The 19,075-nt window shown below is 58.8% G+C and carries 10 protein-coding genes; all 10 read left to right on the top strand.

Annotated elements, in window-relative coordinates:
• Positions 1–629 precede the first annotated feature (629 nt).
• Complete coding sequence (locus tag MUN80_RS21725; RefSeq protein ID WP_244716298.1) at positions 630–3,335, top strand: right-handed parallel beta-helix repeat-containing protein; 2,706 nt, start codon at positions 630–632, stop codon at positions 3,333–3,335.
• Positions 3,336–3,843: 508 nt separating this feature from the next.
• Positions 3,844–4,443, top strand: coding sequence for an RNA polymerase sigma factor (locus MUN80_RS21720; RefSeq protein WP_244716296.1), 600 nt, complete (start codon positions 3,844–3,846; stop codon positions 4,441–4,443).
• Positions 4,444–4,585: 142 nt separating this feature from the next.
• A complete protein-coding gene (locus MUN80_RS21715; protein ID WP_244716294.1) occupies positions 4,586–5,626 on the top strand; it encodes a FecR family protein in 1,041 nt (346 codons plus the stop codon).
• Between the two features lie 279 nt (positions 5,627–5,905).
• Positions 5,906–9,199 carry a TonB-dependent receptor gene (locus MUN80_RS21710; protein WP_244716292.1) on the top strand — a complete coding sequence of 1,098 codons (3,294 nt, stop codon included), beginning with the start codon at positions 5,906–5,908 and terminating at the stop codon, positions 9,197–9,199.
• Positions 9,200–9,223: 24 nt separating this feature from the next.
• Complete coding sequence (locus MUN80_RS21705) at positions 9,224–10,837, top strand: RagB/SusD family nutrient uptake outer membrane protein (RefSeq protein WP_244716290.1); 1,614 nt, start codon at positions 9,224–9,226, stop codon at positions 10,835–10,837.
• A 253-nt stretch (positions 10,838–11,090) separates the two neighbouring features.
• Complete coding sequence (locus MUN80_RS21700) at positions 11,091–12,761, top strand: glycoside hydrolase family 43 protein (protein WP_244716288.1); 1,671 nt, start codon at positions 11,091–11,093, stop codon at positions 12,759–12,761.
• A gap of 66 nt (positions 12,762–12,827) precedes the next feature.
• Entirely contained in the window at positions 12,828–14,726 is a 1,899-nt protein-coding gene (locus MUN80_RS21695; protein WP_244716285.1) for a glycoside hydrolase family 97 protein, read from the top strand.
• A 48-nt stretch (positions 14,727–14,774) separates the two neighbouring features.
• Positions 14,775–16,082: a family 8 glycosyl hydrolase gene (locus MUN80_RS21690; RefSeq protein WP_244716283.1), complete on the top strand. Its 1,308-nt coding sequence runs from the start codon at positions 14,775–14,777 to the stop codon at positions 16,080–16,082.
• Positions 16,083–16,107: 25 nt separating this feature from the next.
• On the top strand, positions 16,108–17,700 hold the full coding sequence (locus MUN80_RS21685; protein WP_375373967.1) for a glycoside hydrolase family 43 protein: 1,593 nt from the start codon (positions 16,108–16,110) through the stop codon (positions 17,698–17,700).
• A gap of 12 nt (positions 17,701–17,712) precedes the next feature.
• Positions 17,713–19,059 (top strand): family 43 glycosylhydrolase, encoded by a 1,347-nt coding sequence (locus MUN80_RS21680; protein WP_244716279.1) that lies wholly within the window; start codon positions 17,713–17,715, stop codon positions 19,057–19,059.
• Positions 19,060–19,075: the final 16 nt, after the last annotated feature.

The following is a 19,075-nucleotide window of genomic DNA, read 5'->3' as shown; positions in this document are numbered from 1 at the left end:
GAGTAGCTGCACGGCTAGTTAGGTAGCCTGGATGATGCGAAAATGAGCATAGCGCTAAGGCCCCGCCTCTAGGCCGCTAGGTGCTTTGGCAAATAGCCCGCTCCCTGAGCAAGAATCCGCAGCAGTGTAGATACTCTGCGCCTGCGCCCCATACCTTATAGCAAATAGGCTACAGCTGACCAGCACGCATTCGTATCAGGCAAAAAGCTTCCCCTGTGCTAACCCTTCACCAGCTTTGCTGCCTCCTATACCTTCGTCTAGGGTACTCTACCTCTGAACAAATTTGAACAGTGGCTGGAAGAACGTATGAGTGGTCAGGAGAATCGCTTTCGACCGGGTTCTACTCCCGCCGCCCCAGCTAACACGTTCAGATGAACGAGAAAACTAGGAAAAGGGGCCAGCTGTAACTGCAACGAGCTGCCAGGGTATTGACGAGCGTCATCCTCGCGTAAGCAAGTGCAAGGCTATTGCGACCGGCTAAGCTTGCAAGCGACTAAATAAAAAGGCGCCTACCTGAAAAAGGATTGTCTAGATTAGAATGCTACTATATATCATCCGTAGATTTGTCGGACGTGTCGTCACGTTCCTAGTGCCAAAAAATCTTTTTGCACCCGACCCTTTCTTACCTTATGAAGCATACACTCCGCTTGCTAGGGCTGCTTGTGCCCCTTAGTTTTTGTGCCGTCTCCGCAGCGGCTGGTACCCTTTCCGGCCGCGTCTTTGAGGATGTCAACTACGGGGGCGGCAGTGGGGAGCCTTACGCTACCACTGGCGGCTTCGTGGGACGCCCGGCTCGGGTCGAAATTTATCGGGGCGGGACGTTCGTTACGGCCATTACGGCTGCAACCGATGGTACCTGGAGCTATTCTTACTCATCGGGAAACAATACGTTCGTGGTACGAGTGGTCAGCGGTTCGGTAACTTCCAGCCGGGGCACGGCTACCAACTTGATGCCCGTCGTCACGTTCCGGAAGCGCTACACGGGCAATAATCCGAACAGCCAGGTGAACGACCTAAATTACGTGGGCGGCGAGGACCCCACGCAGGCTGATGTTGGTAACACCACTTCCGGTAGTTTAAGCGCCGGTGCCCAGGTGCAAACGACCGTGAACGACGCCGACGATAACGAGACCTTTACGGGCATCGACTTTGGCTTCAGCTTCGACGTGGTGACAAATACCAATGATGCGGGTCAGGGCTCGTTGCGCCAGTTTATACTCAATGCCAATGCTTTGTCGAATACCTCCATCGACCAGCGCCAGTTCAACAACGCGGGCACGGCCACGGGCACCAACTTCCCGGCTGGGCAGGAAACCAGCATCTTCATGATTCCGGACGGGACGGCCCGGCCCGGATTACGGGCGGGCCTCGACAACCAGCTCACCAATGCCAGCGGCTCAGCCGCCACGACTAACAGCCGCGCCCTGATTACGCTGGCTTCTATCCTGCCGACCCTCACGGACCCTGGTACTGCCATCGATGGCACAACCCAGACGACTCTCTCGAACTCCAATTCGATTCAGCTGGGAACCGGCGGGGTTGTGGGCACGGAAAGCAAGCCCCTGGCCCGGGTGGCGGGTCCGGAAGTGGAGTTGGCCGTGCTGGGTGGCACCATTGGCCTAACCCTGAATGGCAATAGCATGGTGGTACGGGGCTTGTCGATTCACGGCGGCACCTACGGCGTGCAGGCCGACTCGGGTACCAACCTGCTGATCGAAGGCAATGCCTTTGGTACCACGGCTTTCTCTATTGCGGCCCCCGCGGCTAATCTTACCAGCAATATCCTGCTGTATCTGCGTAATCCGTCGGGTACGGTCCGCAACAACATATTCGCCCACGCCGGCTCGTCCAACCTGAATTACTCGGGTGGCTTCAACGATGCCAACAGCGGTTATACCATCACCCAGAACGAGTTTTTGCAGGCCGGCCGCACCACGGCGGGCGGCGACAACATCTCAGTGGGCGACCAGGCGGCCTCGGGTCCGCTGACCATTACCGAGAACCTGATCCGGGACAGCAACAGCAGCGGCATTCAGTTCGAGATTAGTGCCATCAAAAACAACCTGGTCAGCAATAACACGATTCAGGGGAACGGCAAAGGGGGCACCAGCAGCCGCCTGGAGGGCTCCGGCATCCATTATCTGCTGCGCGCCGACGGCCGCCAGAGCTCCAACACCGACGTTATTAGCAAGAACATTATCAGCGGTAACCAGTCGTCGGCCGTGGTGATCAACTATGGTCAGCGCAACGTGCAGATTACCCAAAACGCTATTTATGGCAACGGTGACGGCACCACAGGCGGTCAGGGCCTGATTGCCATCGACTACACGCCGGCCACCTACCGCGTGGGCGGTAACAGTGCTTATGGCCAGGGCGACGGGGTAACGCCAAACGATGGCACCCTGGATTTGAACAAGGCCAACGGGGGCATGAATTACCCCATTATCACGAAGAAAAACGTGACCACCGTCGGGACCAACACTGTGCTGCACGTGGAAGGGTTTGTGGGGCGCACGGCCGGCCAAACCCTGTTTGCCGGTACGGTAGTGGAATTTTACCGGGGCGACAACACCACGGACACCAACCAGAATGGGGAAGTCTTCGCCGGGGACGGGCAGAGCTTTCCCCATGGTGAGCCCAGCGCCTACATTGGCTCCCTGACCACGGGCGCCAACGGCTCGTTCAACACGGACATTACCTTCCCGACAAGCGCCATGTCGCCGGCCCTGCAAACTTCTGACCCGATTAACGCCACGGCCTTCAAGAGCGGCTACGGCACTTCGGAAGCGGGCATCAACCTTATTCCCAACACCATTCCAGCCGGAACTCTCCCCGTTTCACTGGTTGGCTTCCAGGCGGCCTGCGCCCCGGCCGGTGTCCGCCTGACCTGGCAGACGGCTTCCGAGGTAAACAATGCCGGCTTTGAAGTGCAACGCAGCCTGGATGCCCACTTATTCACCAAAATCAGCTTTGTGCCCGGCGGCGGCTCTACCTCCCAGCGCCGGAGCTACAGCCTGCTGACGGAGGTACCGGCGGCCACCACGGCTTACTACCGGCTTCGCCAGTTGGATCTGGACGGTAAGGAAAGCTTCTCGCCCGTGGCCGTGCTAGCCTGCGACCCTGCGGCCCCGGCTACCTTGCGCCTGCAGCCCAACCCCGCCCGGGACGCGGTGCAGGTGCAGAATGCTACAGGTCCGGTGCAAGTTCTCGACCTGACCGGCCGCGTGGTGCGGGAGCAAGCCCATACCACGCAGCCCCTCGATCTGGTCGGGCTGCACCCGGGCCTTTACCTGGTGCGCGTGGGTAAGATGAGCGTCAAGCTGGTGGTGGAATAGAAAAACTGTCGCAACGCTGTCCTGACAAGGCCTCAACCCGTGCTGGTTGGGGCCTTGCTCGTTTTGGTCCGGCCTCAGGCCGAGCCCTGTTACCCTGGGACCACGGTACTAGGTGGCGCCCCACGTGGGCGCAAGCTCAAAAGGTTATTTCGACCGGATGGGCTTGCAAGCGTCTAAGCACAATAGCTCTTCTTGGGTAAGCGGCGCCGTTGTACGAACGATTTATCTGTTAGGCATGTCTCATGCATGCTGATAGGAGCCATTGGTAGCACGCCCCGCAAGGAGGCCATCAGGCCTACTGCAGGAGAACATACTACCTTACCTGACTTTGGATCAAGGCATGTGTAGTAGCACTAGGCAAAACATTTGCTTATAAAGCAGTATTACTGCTACAAGTTGCAGCAGCCCCGACAGGTGCTAGGGGAGCGGAAGAGCTTAATGGTGGAATTAATTGGTATTCAATTGTATATTCGCTATTACTTGTAGTATCTGCTAAATTTTAATTTTCGTGAAGTCTGCTGCTCTACTAAATCATGCTTCCCGGCCGGATGCGGCCTTGCTTGAGGCCATGCAGGCAGGCGATGAAACAGCTTTCGCCGAGCTGTATAAGCGCTACAGTTACCAGCTGTTCAACGTGGCGTACGGGAAGCTGAAGAACCGCGAGGTAGCCGAAGAGCTGGTGCAGGATTTATTTGAAACCCTGTGGAGCAAACGCAGTACCGCTCAGGTTCAGCAAGTAGGCAATTATTTATTTGCGGCCCTTCGCTACCGCATCATCAACTATATCAAATCCGAGAAGGTCCGGACCAGTTATGAGTTTTTCTGCCACCTCAACCAGTCCGAGGCCGATAGGGGCACGGAAGCGACTGTGGCACTCAACGACCTGAACGAGGCGCTGGCCGCGGGCATGCAGCACTTGTCCGAAAAAACCCAGGAGGTCTTCCGCCTGAGCCGGCTGGAACAGTACACTATCCCCGAAATCTCGTTACGCGTGAACTTGTCCGAGAAAACTGTGGAATATCACCTGCGCAAGTCGCTTAAACTAATGCGGCTCTATCTGCGCCATTTCCTTATGTTGATCTGGCCCTTGTTATTTTTTATCAAATAGGTAATGCTATGTTAATTAGATAATTACTGGTGTTAAAGGTTGGAATTGGGATGAGCGGGTAAAAAATAAATGGGGGTTGGCTTGAGGGTAATCGGCGACTTGGGTGACTTCCTTGTCAGCAACCCGCCAAACCCTTCGCCCCGTGACGGAACCCGAATTTCACAAGCTCCTGCAGCGCTACCTTGCCGGCCAGTGTACGACTGAGGAACAGGCGTTGGTCGAGCACTGGTACGACCGGCTCGAACAAGCGGATGGACAAGTCCTGCCCGCCCAAAATCAGGCAGAAGTAGAACAGGCCATCTGGGCACGCTTGCTGCAAAACCGCCGCCCGGTCAAACCGGCACCCCGGGTGGTAGCAATGTGGCCCTCGACGCCCTGGCGCTGGGCCGCGGCCTTGGCACTGCTGGCCGTCAGCCTGGGCTTGCTGATGCTTGCTACCAGCCGTTTGCGGACGCCTGCCCAACTCAACCAGGTTGCTTCTGCCAATGGGTGGTTGCTGCGAACCAACCCGACCCAACAGGTGCAATACTTCCGGCTGCCCGACAGTAGCCGTATCAGCTTGCATCCGGGCAGTAGCCTGCGCTACCGCACGGCCCTGGCCGGTCCCCGTCGGGAAGTGCACCTGGAAGGCGAGGCCTTTTTCCAGGTGAGCAAAAACCCCGAAAGGCCCTTTCTGGTGTTCACGAAGCAAGTGGTTACTACTGTACTTGGCACCAGTTTCCGGGTGAAAGCCTACGCGGCCGGTAAAGATGCCTCGGTGGCGGTGCGGGAAGGCAAGGTAGCCGTTCAGGCCCGGGAAGGGGCGCAGCTAGATGCCTCGCCCGCGCACCCGGCGGCCCTGGGAGTACTGCTGCTGCCCAACCAGCAAGTGGTGTACTCGGCGGCGCAGCGGCGTCTGAAAAAGGAATTGGTAGACCGCCCTGTGGTGCTGGCGCCCCAGCCGTTTGAATTTGAGGCGAGGCCCGTGGCCGAGGTGCTAGGGGCACTGGAAAAGGCGTACGGGGTCGACATCGTCTACGATAAGGCCAAACTGGCCAACTGCACCGTCAGCATTACCTTCTACGACGAGCCCCTGTTTGAAAAGCTGGGCTTGCTGTGCAAGTCCTTGGGCGCCCACTACACGCTCTCCGACGCCACCATCCTCATTCATAGCGAAGGTTGCCAGAGCCATTTAGGTGGCTAGGCCTCCCCAAAAGTTGAACCCCTAAGTCGAACAACTTGCTGCTGAACAGTCTGTAACTACCGACAACTACTTACTCAATCGATTGCGAAAGCACCGATCGGTTTCTCTCTTTTTCAAATTCCCACAACCTACTACTCTATGAAAAAAACTGTACAGTTCTCACCGCCTGCCCGGTCTGCGGTGAGGGGGCTTCTGTTGCAAACAGCAATAGTTTGCTTGCCGGTACTAGCAACGGGCGCGCATTCCGCTGCTGCGGGCGCTGCAGCCTCCCGTCTGGCCTTGGCCCAGGGAGTACTTGAGCAAAAGATTACGCTGCAGGTAGAAGCACAAACGATAAAGGAAACCCTCAGTCAGATTGCGCGGCAGGCTAATATTCGGTTTGTCTATAGCCAGCAGCTAGTTGGCGCCGACCGCAAAGTGACTATCAACGCCCAGGACGCGCCTTTACTGGCCGTGCTAGACGAAGTATTGGCACCACTCAAAGTTCAATATGAGGTAGCCAACAAGCGTGTAGTCTTGCGCGCGTCTTCCGAGTCTGGCTCCGCAAACGATTCCGGTAGGCCGGATGTCACCATCTCCGGGCGGGTAGTCGACGCCAAAGGCGAAGGTATACCGGGCGTAACGGTCGTCGTGAAAGGCACGGCCATTGGTACTGGTACCGGCCCGGATGGTAGTTTTACGCTGCAAGCTCCCGAAAACAGCGTGCTCGTGTTCAGCTTTGTGGGTTACGCCCGCCAGGAGGTGCCCGTGACCGGGGCCACTACTGGCCTGCGCGTGGCACTTACGGAAGATGCACAGGCCCTGAGCGAAGTGGTGGTTATTGGCTACGGCACGGCCCGCAAAAGCGACCTGACCGGTGCAGTAACTTCCGTAAGTGGGGCCCAGCTGACGCAGGTAGCCACCTCCGACCCCGTGCAATCCTTGCAAGGCCGCGCGGCCGGCGTGGAAGTAACCTCCAACAGCGGGCAACCCGGCTCGGGCACCCGCATTCGGGTACGGGGCGTGGGGACCATTAACAACAGCGACCCGCTGTACGTGGTGGACGGCATCCAGACCAGCGACATCGGCTTTTTGCTGCCCGCCGACATCGAGTCGACGGAAATTTTGAAGGATGCGTCGGCTACGGCCATCTATGGCTCGCGCGGGGCCAACGGCGTGGTGCTTATTACCACCAAGCACGGCAAGGCCGGCGCCACGCAGTTCAACCTGTCGGGCTACACGGGCTTCCAGCAGATCCGGCGCACGCTCCCTCTGACCACCGCCGCCCAGTACTCGACGCTCGTGCTAGAAGCCTTTACCAACGCCGGTAAAGCGCTGCCCGACTACGCTCCGCTGCTGCAGAACGCCATTGCCACCAATGCCGAAGGTATTGATTACCAGGACCTGGTGACGCAGAAGGGCTTGATTACCAACTATAGTCTGTCGGCCTCGGGCGGTACTGAGCAAAACCGCTATTTGGTGAGTGGTAGCTACTTTCAGCAAGACGGCATCATCAAGAATTCGGGCTTCAAGAAGTTCGTGATTCGGGTGAATGACGACTTCGTACTCACCAAGCGCATCAAGGCGGGCGTGGCGGCCACGTTCACCAACAACAAACAGACGGGCAGCGGCGATGGCCAGGGGGGCTCACAACCCTATCTGGTGCTGCAGTACGCCCTGCAAACCAACCCGGTCCTCAATCCGTTTGGCCCCAACGGGACCTACAACGAGGACAACATCACGCGCAATGCGCTGAACGTGCCGCGCTACCTCGACGAGCAGCAGTACAACAAGGTGCAGAATAACAATCTGTTCAGCAGCAGCTACCTCGACATTGAGTTGTTCAAGGGCCTGTCGTTCCGCTCCACTTTTGGCATCAATTACTTTAACAACCACCCCAAAGTATACCAGCCGCAGTACTACATCGGCCCGGTAGACCAGCGGGCCCAGAGCGCACTGATTGAGACGCGCAACGAGAACGTTTCGTGGGTGTGGTCGAACTACGCTAACTACACCAAGACTTTCGACGACAATAGCTCCTTTTCGGCTACCCTGGGCCAGGAAGCCCAACGCGGCTACGGCAACGGCATTTCCATCACGGCCTTCAATGTGCCGGCCGATGCCTCGCTGCAATACGCGTCGGCCTCGCGCAGCACCGGCAACGTGGTGCGCAGCAGTCAGTACGACGGGAGTTTAGCCTCGTACTTCGGCCGTGCCAACTATAATTTCCGGGACCGTTACCTTGTGACGGGTACGTTGCGTCTGGACCAGACCTCGAAGTTCCTGGGGCCCGTACGTAAGGGCTACTTCCCATCGGTAGGCGCCGCTTGGAACATCTCCAACGAGCAATTTCTCAAGGGCCTCAGCTATCTGTCGGTGCTGAAGCTGCGGGCCAGCTACGGCCAGGTGGGCAACCAGAATGCGGCTCCCAACTACGGCTATGCCTCGGTGGCCAGCAACAACCAGACGTACTCTTTCAACGGCGTACCTGCTCCCGGCCTGGCCATCAGCCAGATTAACAACCCCGACCTGAAGTGGGAGACGGCCATTACCACCGACGTGGGCCTGGATGCCGAGCTGTTTGAGAGCCGCCTGACGCTGACGGCCGACTATTTTGAGCGGCGCACCCGCGACATGATTGCCCTGCTGCCCTTGCCCGACTACGTGGGCCAGGCTCCGGCCAGCGCCAACGTGGGTGCCCTGCGCAACCGCGGCCTGGAACTGGCCCTGAACTACCGCAACGAGCTAGGCAAGCTCCAGTACAACGTAGGGTTGAACTTCACCAAAATCAACAACGAAGTAACCAGCCTGGGCGGTGCCAGCCCCATTGCCAGCGGCAACGTGCTTACGCAAATCAACAACACCACCCTGACCGACGTGGGCCGCGAAATAGCGTTTTTCTACGGCTTGCAGGCCGAGGGCGTATTTCACAATCAGGGGGAGATTGACGCCTATAGAAACGCCAACGGGCTGTTGGTGCAGCCTGGGGCTCAACCCGGCGACGTACGCTACCAGGACACCAACGGCGACGGTGTAATTACGGCCGCCGACTACACGTATTTGGGCAGCGCGACCCCCGACTTTACCTACGGCGGCTCACTGGGCCTGAACTACTCGGGCCTCGATTTCAAGGTGCTGCTCTACGGCGTGCAGGGTGCCGAAGCCCTGAACGGCGCGGCTTTTAACCTGAATAAGTCGGCCGACTTTGTGGGCGTGTGGAGCAACTTCTACGCCAGCCGCATGGACCGCTGGACCCCCAGCAACCCCAACAGCAACCAGCCCCGCGTAACCTCGACCGACACCAACGGCAATGACCGTATGAGCAGCCGCTACGTGGAAGATGCTAGTTACCTGCGCGCCCGCAACATGGAGCTGGGCTACACGCTGCCCCAATCGTTGCTGGGCAAGGTGAAGGTGAACGGAGCCCGGGTGTTCGTCTCGGTGGATAACGTGTTTACCCTCACCAAGTACACGGGCTACGACCCCGAGATATCGACCGCGGCGTTCTACAACAACCCCCTGGCCTACGGCGTGGACTACGGCAACTACCCACAGGCCCGTACCTACCGCCTGGGCTTCAACCTGCAGTTCTAACCACGTATGTCCTACCTACCTTCTATGAAACCCACCCGCGCCGCCGTCTTGCTCGGCCTGCTCATAACTACCGCCATAGCTCCGGGCTGCCAGGATTTTCTGGACAAGGAGCCCCTGGGCACTACGACCCAGGATAACCTTTTCCGGGATCCGACCAATGCTGTACAGGCCGTTAATGCCGTGTACGACGTGGCCGCCTGGGACCAGGGCCCCAAGTGGGGCGACCCTACCGGCCAGTACGTGGCCCAAACCTACGAGTGGATGTTTGGGGACCTGATGACCGATGATGCCGAAAAAGGCGGCAGCTCACCCAGCGACTTCCTGTCCCTGATTGAGCTCAAAACCTGGAACATTCCGCCGTCCAACCCGCCCGTGACGACGCTGTGGGTACATAGCTTTACGGGCATTGCCCGGGCCAATACGGTGATTAACAACATCGACGCGGGTACCATTGACGCGGCCCTGAAAGCGCGCCTGAAGGGCGAAGCCCTGTTTCTGCGGGCGTATTTCTATTTCAACCTGGTAAAGGGCTTCGGGGGCGTGCCGCTGTTTGAAAAAAACGTGACGCCCGCCGAGGCGCCCAACGCGACCCGCGCCACCATTGCCCAGACCTACGCCTTCATCGAAAAAGACCTACGGGCCGCCGCCGCCCTGCTGCCCGAAAAGAGCGCCTACGCCGCCGCCGACAACGGCCGGGCCACCAAGGGCGCGGCCAACGGCTACCTGGCCCGCGTCATTATGTACCAGCTGGGCACCGTGAACGGCAACAACCACACCTGGCAGGAAGTGTACGATCTGACGAGCACGGTCATCACCTCCGGCCAGTATAGCCTGCTGGCCAACTACGCGGCCATTCACCAGGAGATTGGCGAGAATAGCAGCGAGTCGCTGTTTGAAATCCAGTTTGCTACCTCCAACGACGGCTACGGCCCGATTTCGGTGGGTACCACCAGCAATATCTTTCAGAACAACCGCAAAACGTTTGGCTACGGCTTCAACAACCCCACGCAGAGCCTGGTCGATGAATTTGAACCCAACGACCCGCGCCGCGAAGTCACCATTATTAAGAACAACGACATCGTGCTGGGCATTCTCAACCCCGTCGACCTGACGCAGAATGCCACAGGCTATTTCAACCGGAAGGCGGCCATCCTTGCACCTAATGCTCCGGAGTCCGGCCCGCAAAACATCCGTAAGCTGCGCTACGCCGACATCCTACTGATGAAAGCCGAAGCCGCCGCCCAGCTTAACAAGCCCACCGAAGCGGTGGCACTGGTAAACCAGGTGCGGCAGCGGGCCCGTAACTCCACCCGGCCGCCGGGCACCACGCTGGGCTCGCTGGCCTACGAACCGGCCAACACCCCGCCCGGTACCTTGCCTGATTTGGCCGCCGGCTTGTCGGGTCAGGCCCTGCTGAACGCCATCTGGCACGAGCGCCGGGTGGAATTCGGGGAAGAGTCGCTGCGACTGTGGGATTTGATTCGAACGGGCCGCTACCTGAGCATTTTGCCGGCTGATGTCCGGGCGCGCGCCCTGTCGCACGTCGCCACCGAGCCGTCCGTGAATCCGACGCCCTTGCTGCCCATCTCCCTCAACGACGCCCAAACCTGGAAGCTGGCGCAAAACCCAGGATATTGATTTCTAGCCGCTTCGACAAAAGCCGGCCCGCTGCCTTCTGCAAGGTGGCGAGCCGGCTTTCTTTCGAGTGCCCGATCCAAAGCCCCACCGCATAACCGCGTAGGTTTCAGAGCCTAGTGGCTGGCGCACCTGCGCCGACTTACCCTGGCTGCGGATGGGCCTGGGGAACAGGATCCAGAATCCGATAATTTTTTTAGCTAAAGCGCTTAAACTGTACCTTCACCCGGCAAGTGTACACGTGAAAATCAAGAGTATGAAAAAACGTCTGGCCACTTTGGCCGCCCTGTTGCTGCAAACTGCGGGCTTGTTTGCACAATCGATTGACTTGGTTAATCCTATCCTGGCCGGCTTTTACCCGGACCCCAGCATTGTGAAGGTGGGTAAGGATTACTATCTGGTCAACTCCACTTTCTCGTACTTCCCCGGCATCCCGGTAATGCATAGCCGGGACCTCAAGAACTGGAAGCAGGTGGGTAATGTAATTGACCGGCCTTCGCAAATGACCTTTATGGGTGACCGAATGACCCGTGGGTTATTTGCGCCGGCTATTGAGTACTACAACGGCACGTACTACGTCACGTGCACGCTGATTGACCACAAGGGCAACTTTGTAGTGACGGCCAAGAACCCCGCTGGGCCCTGGAGCAACCCGGTGTTTTTGCCCGAAGTGAAGGGCATCGACCCCTCGCTGTACTTTGAGGGCGACAAAGCCTACGTCATCTACAACAGCGACCCGCCCGACAATAAGCCGCTTTACGATGGTCACCGCTCCATCAAGATCATCGAGCTGAACCCGAAAACGCTGCAAACCGTGGGCGAGGCTAAAATCGTGGTCAACGGTGGGGTAGACCTAAGCAAAAAGCCGGTCTGGATTGAGGGGCCGCACCTGATGAAGCGCAATGACTGGTACTACCTCTATGCGGCCGAGGGCGGTACGTCGGTTAACCACACGGAGGTGGTATTTCGCAGCAAGGCGCCGCTAGGGCCGTTTGTGCCCTACGAGAAAAACCCTATTCTCTCGCAGCGCGAGCTGCCCAAAGACCGCAAAGACCCCATCACTTCGGCGGGGCACGCGCAGTTCGTGGAAGGGCCCGATGGCAAGACCTACGCTATTTTCCTGGCCGTGCGGCCCTACGAAGACAACTTCTACAATACGGGCCGCGAAACCTTCATTGTGCCCGTGGTGTGGAAAGACGAGTGGCCGGTGATGGACCCGGGTCCTAACGGCGTGCAATATTCTTACAAGGCCAACTTCCCGGAGGTAAAGCAGCCCGGTGTGCTGCCGCAGAGCGGCAACTTTGGCTACACGCTCACCTTTGAGAAGCAACTCGACCCGGCGCTGCTGTTCCTGCGCACGGTAGACAGCACCAATTTCTCCCTGAGCAAGGCAAAAGGCCTTACTCTGAAGCTGAAGCCCGAAACCTGTGCCGAAATGGGCAACCCAGCCTTCATCGGCAAGCGGCAACAGCACATGGTTGGCAGCGCCGAAACTGAACTGACCTTTGCGGCCAAGGCGGCGAATGAAACAGCAGGCCTGGTGGCTTTCCAAGATGAGAAGCACTTCTACTACCTCTGCAAATCAGTAGAGAATGGTAAGCCTGTTGTTCAGCTATTCAAGAGCACGACCGATGCGAAAAGCCCGGAGCTGCTGGCCAAAGCCCCTCTTAAATCGGCAGCCGGTAAGGTGCAGCTGCGCATCAATGCCGACGGCGACACCTACAGCTTCCGTTTTTCGGAGGATGGCAAGAACTATACGGTGCTGAAAGACAAGGTAGATGCGCGCTTTTTGAGCACGCAGGTAGCGGGGGGCTTTATCGGCTGCCTGTACGGTATGTATGGCACATCGGCCGGGCAGCCTACTACCAACACCGCCTCCTTTAAGTGGCTGAAATACGAGGGGCACGACCCCATGTATAAGAAGTAATCCACGGTCTGCCAACGACGCTTTCATGTTCCATTTATGCGCTTAACCCCACTTATTTGCCTGCTCGTGCTACCACTCGCCGCGGCTCAGGCGGCCAACCCTGTCCGCATTACCAGTCCTGATGGGGCCGTGCAGGTGACCGTAGACGTAACGCCCCAGGGCCAGCCAACCTACGCCGTGCGCTACCGGCAGGCGGAGCTGCTGCGCCCCTCGCGGCTGGGGCTGCAACTGGCCAGCGCCGACCTCACACAGGGCCTTAAGCTGACGAAAGCCGACAAACAAACTACCATAACCGACAACTACCAGCTCACCACCGACAAGCGGGCCAACTGCCGCTACCGAGCCAACCGGCGCGTGGTGCACTTCCAGGGCCAGGCTAATGGGCCGCAGTTGAGCGTGGTGTTTCAGGTATCCGACGATGGGGTAGCGTTTCAGTATGTGGTAGAAGGCAACAGCCAGGAAGTGCAGCGCATTTCAGCGGAAGCTACCACCTTCCACTTGCCGACCAGTGCCAAAGGCTGGCTGCACCCGCACGCCAAAGCCCAGACTGGGTTTGCCAATACGCAGCCCTCGTATGAGGAGTACTACCAGCGGGGTATTGCAGCCGGCACGCCTTCTACAATAGGGCAGGGGTGGTCGTTTCCGGCGCTGTTTGAGGTGAGCGGGCACTGGGTGCTGCTCACGGAGGCCGGCATGGGGCGTACCTATAGCGGCACCCACCTAGGCCACGCCGCGCCCGATGCGGAATACAGCATCGCCTTTCCGCAGGCCCCGGAGCGCACTACGCCCGAGGCTGCGCTGCTGCCCGAAAGCCGGCTGCCGTGGCGCACGCCCTGGCGCGTGCTGGTGGTGGGCAACTCCTTGCGGCCAATTGTGGAGTCGACGCTGACCACTGACGTAAGTCCGGCTGCCCAATCGACAGCTTTGCCTGCTGCACCGGGTAAGTCGTCGTGGTCGTGGGTGTTGCTTGGCGACGAGAAGACCACCTACGACGTGCAGCGTCGCTTCATCGACTATTCGGCTGGCATGGGCTGGGGCTACTGCCTGGTCGATGCCCTCTGGGACAAGCAAATTGGCTACGACAAAATGCAGGAGCTGGCCCAGTATGCCCGCAGCAAGAACGTAGGCCTGTTGGTGTGGTATAACTCCAATGGCCATTGGAACGAGGCTCCGCAAACTCCCACCAATGTATTATTCGAGGCCGAAAGCCGCCGCAAGGAATTTGCCCGCATCAAGCAAATGGGAGTTGCAGGGGTGAAAATCGACTTTTTCGGTGGGGATGGGCAGTCGTTTATGAACTACTACCAAGACCTGCTGACCGATGCCGCCCAGGCCGGGCTGCTGGTGAACTTTCACGGCACCACTATTCCCAGGGGCTGGAACCGCACCTACCCCAACCTGATGACCATGGAAGCCGTGCGCGGGTTCGAGTTCCTGACCTTCGACCAGGCCAACACCGACCAGGAGCCCACGCACTGCGCCGTGCTGCCCTTCACCCGCAACGCGGTAGGGGCCATGGACTTCACGCCCATGGCATTTTCCGAAATCAGGGGTAAGCAGCGCCGCACCTCCAATGCGTTTGAGCTTGCCCTGTCGGTGCTGTTTCAGTCGGGCATTCAACACTATGCGGAGGTGCCCGAGGGCATGGCTGCGCAGCCAGCCTACGTGCGGGAATTTGTGCAAAAGCTGCCGCCGCGCTGGGCCGATGTGAAATTTCTGGATGGCTACCCCGGTCAGTATGCCGTGCTGGCCCGCCAGGCCCCCGGCGGCGCGTGGTACGTGGCCGGCATCAACGGCACCGACGTCCCTAAAACCATCCAACTCGACCTCAGCCAGCTAGGCCTGCAAAAGGGTACCCTCATCACCGATGGCGCTACCAACCGCAGCTTCAGTACCCAGGCCGTGGCCGGGGCCACCATCAGCGTGACGCTGCCGGCGCGGGGCGGCTTTGTAGTCCAGCCCTAGCCCTAGGCCTAGCCATAGAACACGCAGTTACATCCAGCGGATTAGTCGATGAACCACTATCTCCAATTTCTTCAACGCAGTAAGGGCATCTGTCTGCTGCTGTGTGTGCTGAGCCTAGGCCTCGGGAGCAGTACGGCGCAACGCCTGCCCAAACAGGCCAAGCCAACCCGGAAAGGAGCGTTTTACACGGGGCAGTACCCTAATCTGCTGCGGGAAACGGGCTATAGCCAGGCCGATATAGACCAGAAGGTGAAGCAGGCCTACCACGACGTTTTTGAGGGGCCTAACCGGGTGTACTTCGAAGTGGGCGACTCCATGGCCTACGTGTCGGATTTGAAGAACCACGACGTCCGGACCGAAGGGGTTTCGTATGGGTTGATGGTGGCGGTACAGCTGAACAAGAAGGAGGTGTTTGACCGAATCTGGCGCTGGTCGAAGAAGTACCTGCAGCACCAGGAAGGTCCTTTAAAAAGCTATTTCGCCTGGAGTTTCAGCACCACCACCATGAAGCTCAACTCCGAAGGGCCGGCCTCCGATGGCGAGCTGTATTTCGTGACCAGTCTGTTGTTTGCTTCCAACCGCTGGGGAAACACTACCGGCATCAACTACTATAAAGAGGCGCGCAACATCCTGGATGCCATGTGGAAAAAGGATGGCACCGGCGGCGTCTATAACCTCATCAACACCCAGCACAAGCAGATATCCTTTGTGCCGGTCGGGGACATGTATAACTGGACTGACCCCTCGTACCACCTGCCGGCTTTTCTGGAAGTATGGGCCGAGTATGCCAAGGATGGGCACGAGCAGTTTTACCGGGCCTGCGCCGATACGTCGCGGGCGTTTCTGCACCGCGCCTGTAACCCCGTAACCGGCCTCAACTACGATTACACCGAGTTTAGCGGGAAACCACACGCTACCAAATGGGCGCCGCCCGCCTTCCGCTATGATTCCTGGCGCGTACCCATGAACATCGCCATGGACTACGTGTGGTTTGGCAAGGACAAAGCGTGGCAGGAGCAGTACGCCCAACGTTTCCAAAGCTTTCTGCGCAGCAAGGGCCTCAACACCTTCGAAGACCAGTTCAACGTGGATGGCTCGCGGCCCGATTTCATTCTGCAGGCCGGCGAGGTCAAGAAGCTCCGACATTCGCTAGGCCTGGTAGCCACCTCAGCGGCGGCCTCCCTGGCAAGTCAGGACAAGCAGAAACTGGACTTCGTGCACGCGCTCTGGAATGCCAAGCTGGCGCCCTACGAAGACGGCTACTTCGACCCGTATTATGACGGCCTGCTATACTTATTCAGCCTGATGCACCTCAGCGGCAACTACCAGGCTATCAAGCCGGCGTCTCACTACTAACCCACTTGCCCCGGTATTTTCTGCCATGCCTTACTCCCTAAAGCGAAGTGCTTTCGTCCTCGGATTAGTCCTTGCCACAGCTTCTGTTTTGCCGCTCGCTGCGCAAGTGAGGCCGGCGCAAAACCCGGTCATCTTCGCCGATGTGCCGGACCTGTCCATGATTCGGGTGGGCAAGACGTACTACATGAGCAGCACCACCATGCACATGAGTCCGGGCGTGCCCATTATGAAGTCTACGGACTTGGTGAACTGGCAGCTGGTCAGCTACGCCTCTGACACGCTGGGGAGCCAGGATGAATTGACGCTGACCAACGGTAAGAGCACCTACGGCCGGGGCTCGTGGGCAAGCAGCCTGCGGTTTCACCAAGGCACGTATTACGTCTCGACCTTTGCCCAGACGACCGGCAAAACCTACGTGTATTCCACCAAGAATATCGAAAAGGGCCCCTGGAAAGTCGCGTCGTTTAAGCCCAGCTACCACGACCATTCCTTGTTTTTTGACGATGATGGCCGCGTGTACCTGGTGTATGGTGCCGGCAAGCTGCGACTGATTGAGCTGACGGCCGATGCCTCCGGCGTGAAGCCCGGCACCACGGAGCAGGTACTTATTGAAAATGCCAGCGCTCCGTCCGGCCCCAATATCAATCTGCAAGCGGAAGGCTCCCAGCTGTTTAAGATCAAGGGCAAGTACTACCTCTTCAATATAGTGTGGCCCAGGGACGGTATGCGTACCGTGGTGGTGCACCGCGCCGACAAACTCACCGGCCCCTACGAAGGGCGGGTGGCGCTGCAAGACCTGGGCGTGGCCCAGGGTGGTCTCATCGACACACCCGATGGCCGGTGGTTTTCCTACCTGTTCCGCGACTACGGCGCCGTGGGCCGCATTCCATACCTGGTGCCCGTGACGTGGACCGATGGCTGGCCGGTGCTGGGAAGCCCGGCCGGCAAGGTGCCCCAAACGTTGCCCTTACCGCCCAGCAAAGGCCTGATACCTGGCCTAGTGGCCTCGGATGAGTTTAACCGGCGCAAGGGTGAGCCCACCCTGCCGCTGGTGTGGCAGTGGAATCACAATCCCGAAAATTCCCTCTGGTCACTTACCGACCGCGCGGGCTACCTGCGCCTGAAAACCGGCCGCGTAGACACCACGTTTCTGCTAGCCCGCAACACGCTAACCCAACGCACCATCGGGCCCACCTGTGCTGGCACGACTGCCCTGGAGGTGTCGCACCTCAAGGAAGGTGACTTTGCTGGCCTAGCCCTGCTGCAAAAACGGTATGGCCTAGTGGGGGTAGATTACCGCAACGGCGCAAAATCCATCGTCATGATTAGCGCCGAGTCGGAAAAGCCCGTGGAGCTGCAACGCCTGCCGCTCAAGCAAAATACCGTCTATTTCAAAGCGGAATGCGACTTTACGGAGCGCAAGGACGTGGCCACGTTCTACTATAGCCTCGACGGGAAAGCCTGGAAAGCCATTGGCGCGCCGCTCAAGATGGCCTACACGCTGCCGCATTTTATGGGCTACCGGTTTGGGCTCTTTACCTACGCCACTAAGACGGCTGGCGGCTACGCCGACTTCGACTATTTCCGCATTGCGGATACCACTACCGGAACCAAGTAACCCCTTAGCCCCATGCTACATAATAAGCTGCCGTATCTGTTGAGCGGGCTGGTTCTCCTGCTGGGAGGTGCTGCGCAGGCCCAGAACCCGTTTATTACCAGCCAGTTTACGGCCGACCCCACGGCGCGGGTGTTCAACGGGCGGGTGTACGTGTACCCCTCGCACGATATTCCGGCCGCGCCCGGCCGGGGGCGGGCCGGCTGGTTTGTGATGGAAGACTACCACGTGTTTTCATCGGCTAACCTCACCGACTGGACCGACCACGGCGTCATCGTGACCCAGAATAAGGTGCCTTGGGTGAAGCCCGACAGCTACAGCATGTGGGCGCCCGACTGCATTGCCCGCAACGGCAAATACTACTTCTACTTTCCCACTACCCCCAAGGATACCACCATCAACAAGGGCTTTACGGTGGGGGTGGCCGTGGCGGATAAGCCCACCGGCCCCTTCGTGCCGGAGCCCCAGCCCATCAAGGGCGTGCGCGGCATCGACCCCAACGTGCTGATTGACAAGGACGGACAGGCTTACCTATACTGGTCGGAGGGCAACATCTACGCCGCTAAACTCAAGCCGAACATGCTGGAGCTGGCTTCGGAGCCCGTTACGCTGGGCGAGCTGCCCACCAAAGGCCTGAAAGAAGGCCCGTTTGTGTTTGAGCGCAAGGGCATCTACTACCTCACGTATCCGCACGTGGAGAACAAGACGGAGCGCCTCGAATACGCTACCAGCATCAGCCCGCTGGGCCCGTTCACGGTGAAGGGTGTCATCATGGACGAGTCGCCGACGGGCTGCTGGACCAATCACCACTCCCTGCTGGAGCTCAACAACCAGTGGTACCTGTTCTACCACCACAACGACTTGTCGCCGGCCTTCGACAAGAACCGCTCGGTTCGAATGGACAGCTTGTTTTTCGAGCCCAACGGGGCCATCCGCAAAGTGGTGCCTACCCTGCGCGGCGTAGGCCTGACTGATGCCCGCCAGAAAATCCAACTAGACCGCTACAGCCGCCTGAGCAGCCGCGGCGCTTCCATTGCCTTTCTGGACCCGGCCAACGCCTTCCAAGGCTGGAAAACCGTGTTTGCCGATAACCAAGGCTGGGTGCAGTACAACGGCGTAGCCTTTGGCAAACTGGCCCTTAAAACAGTAACCCTACGTGTGCAGGCCGCCGCCGGCGCCACAGTCCAGCTGCGCACCGACGGGGCCACGGGCCCCATGCTAGCCCAGGTAGCCGTGCCGAAGGGCGACCAGTGGCAGGAGGTAAAAGCACCTGTAGCAGCCTTCAAGCCCGGCACCCATGCACTGGTCGTTTCTTCCAAAACCAACACGCCCGTGGCCATTGACTGGGTCAAGTTTGAGTAAGAAGTCAAGAAGCCGT

Origin of the sequence: Hymenobacter cellulosivorans, assembly GCF_022919135.1 — a bacterium.
In the GTDB taxonomy this organism is placed as follows: domain Bacteria; phylum Bacteroidota; class Bacteroidia; order Cytophagales; family Hymenobacteraceae; genus Hymenobacter; species Hymenobacter cellulosivorans.
Note: the sequence above shows the minus strand (reverse complement) of the source record. Positions and strands in the feature narration are given on the sequence as shown.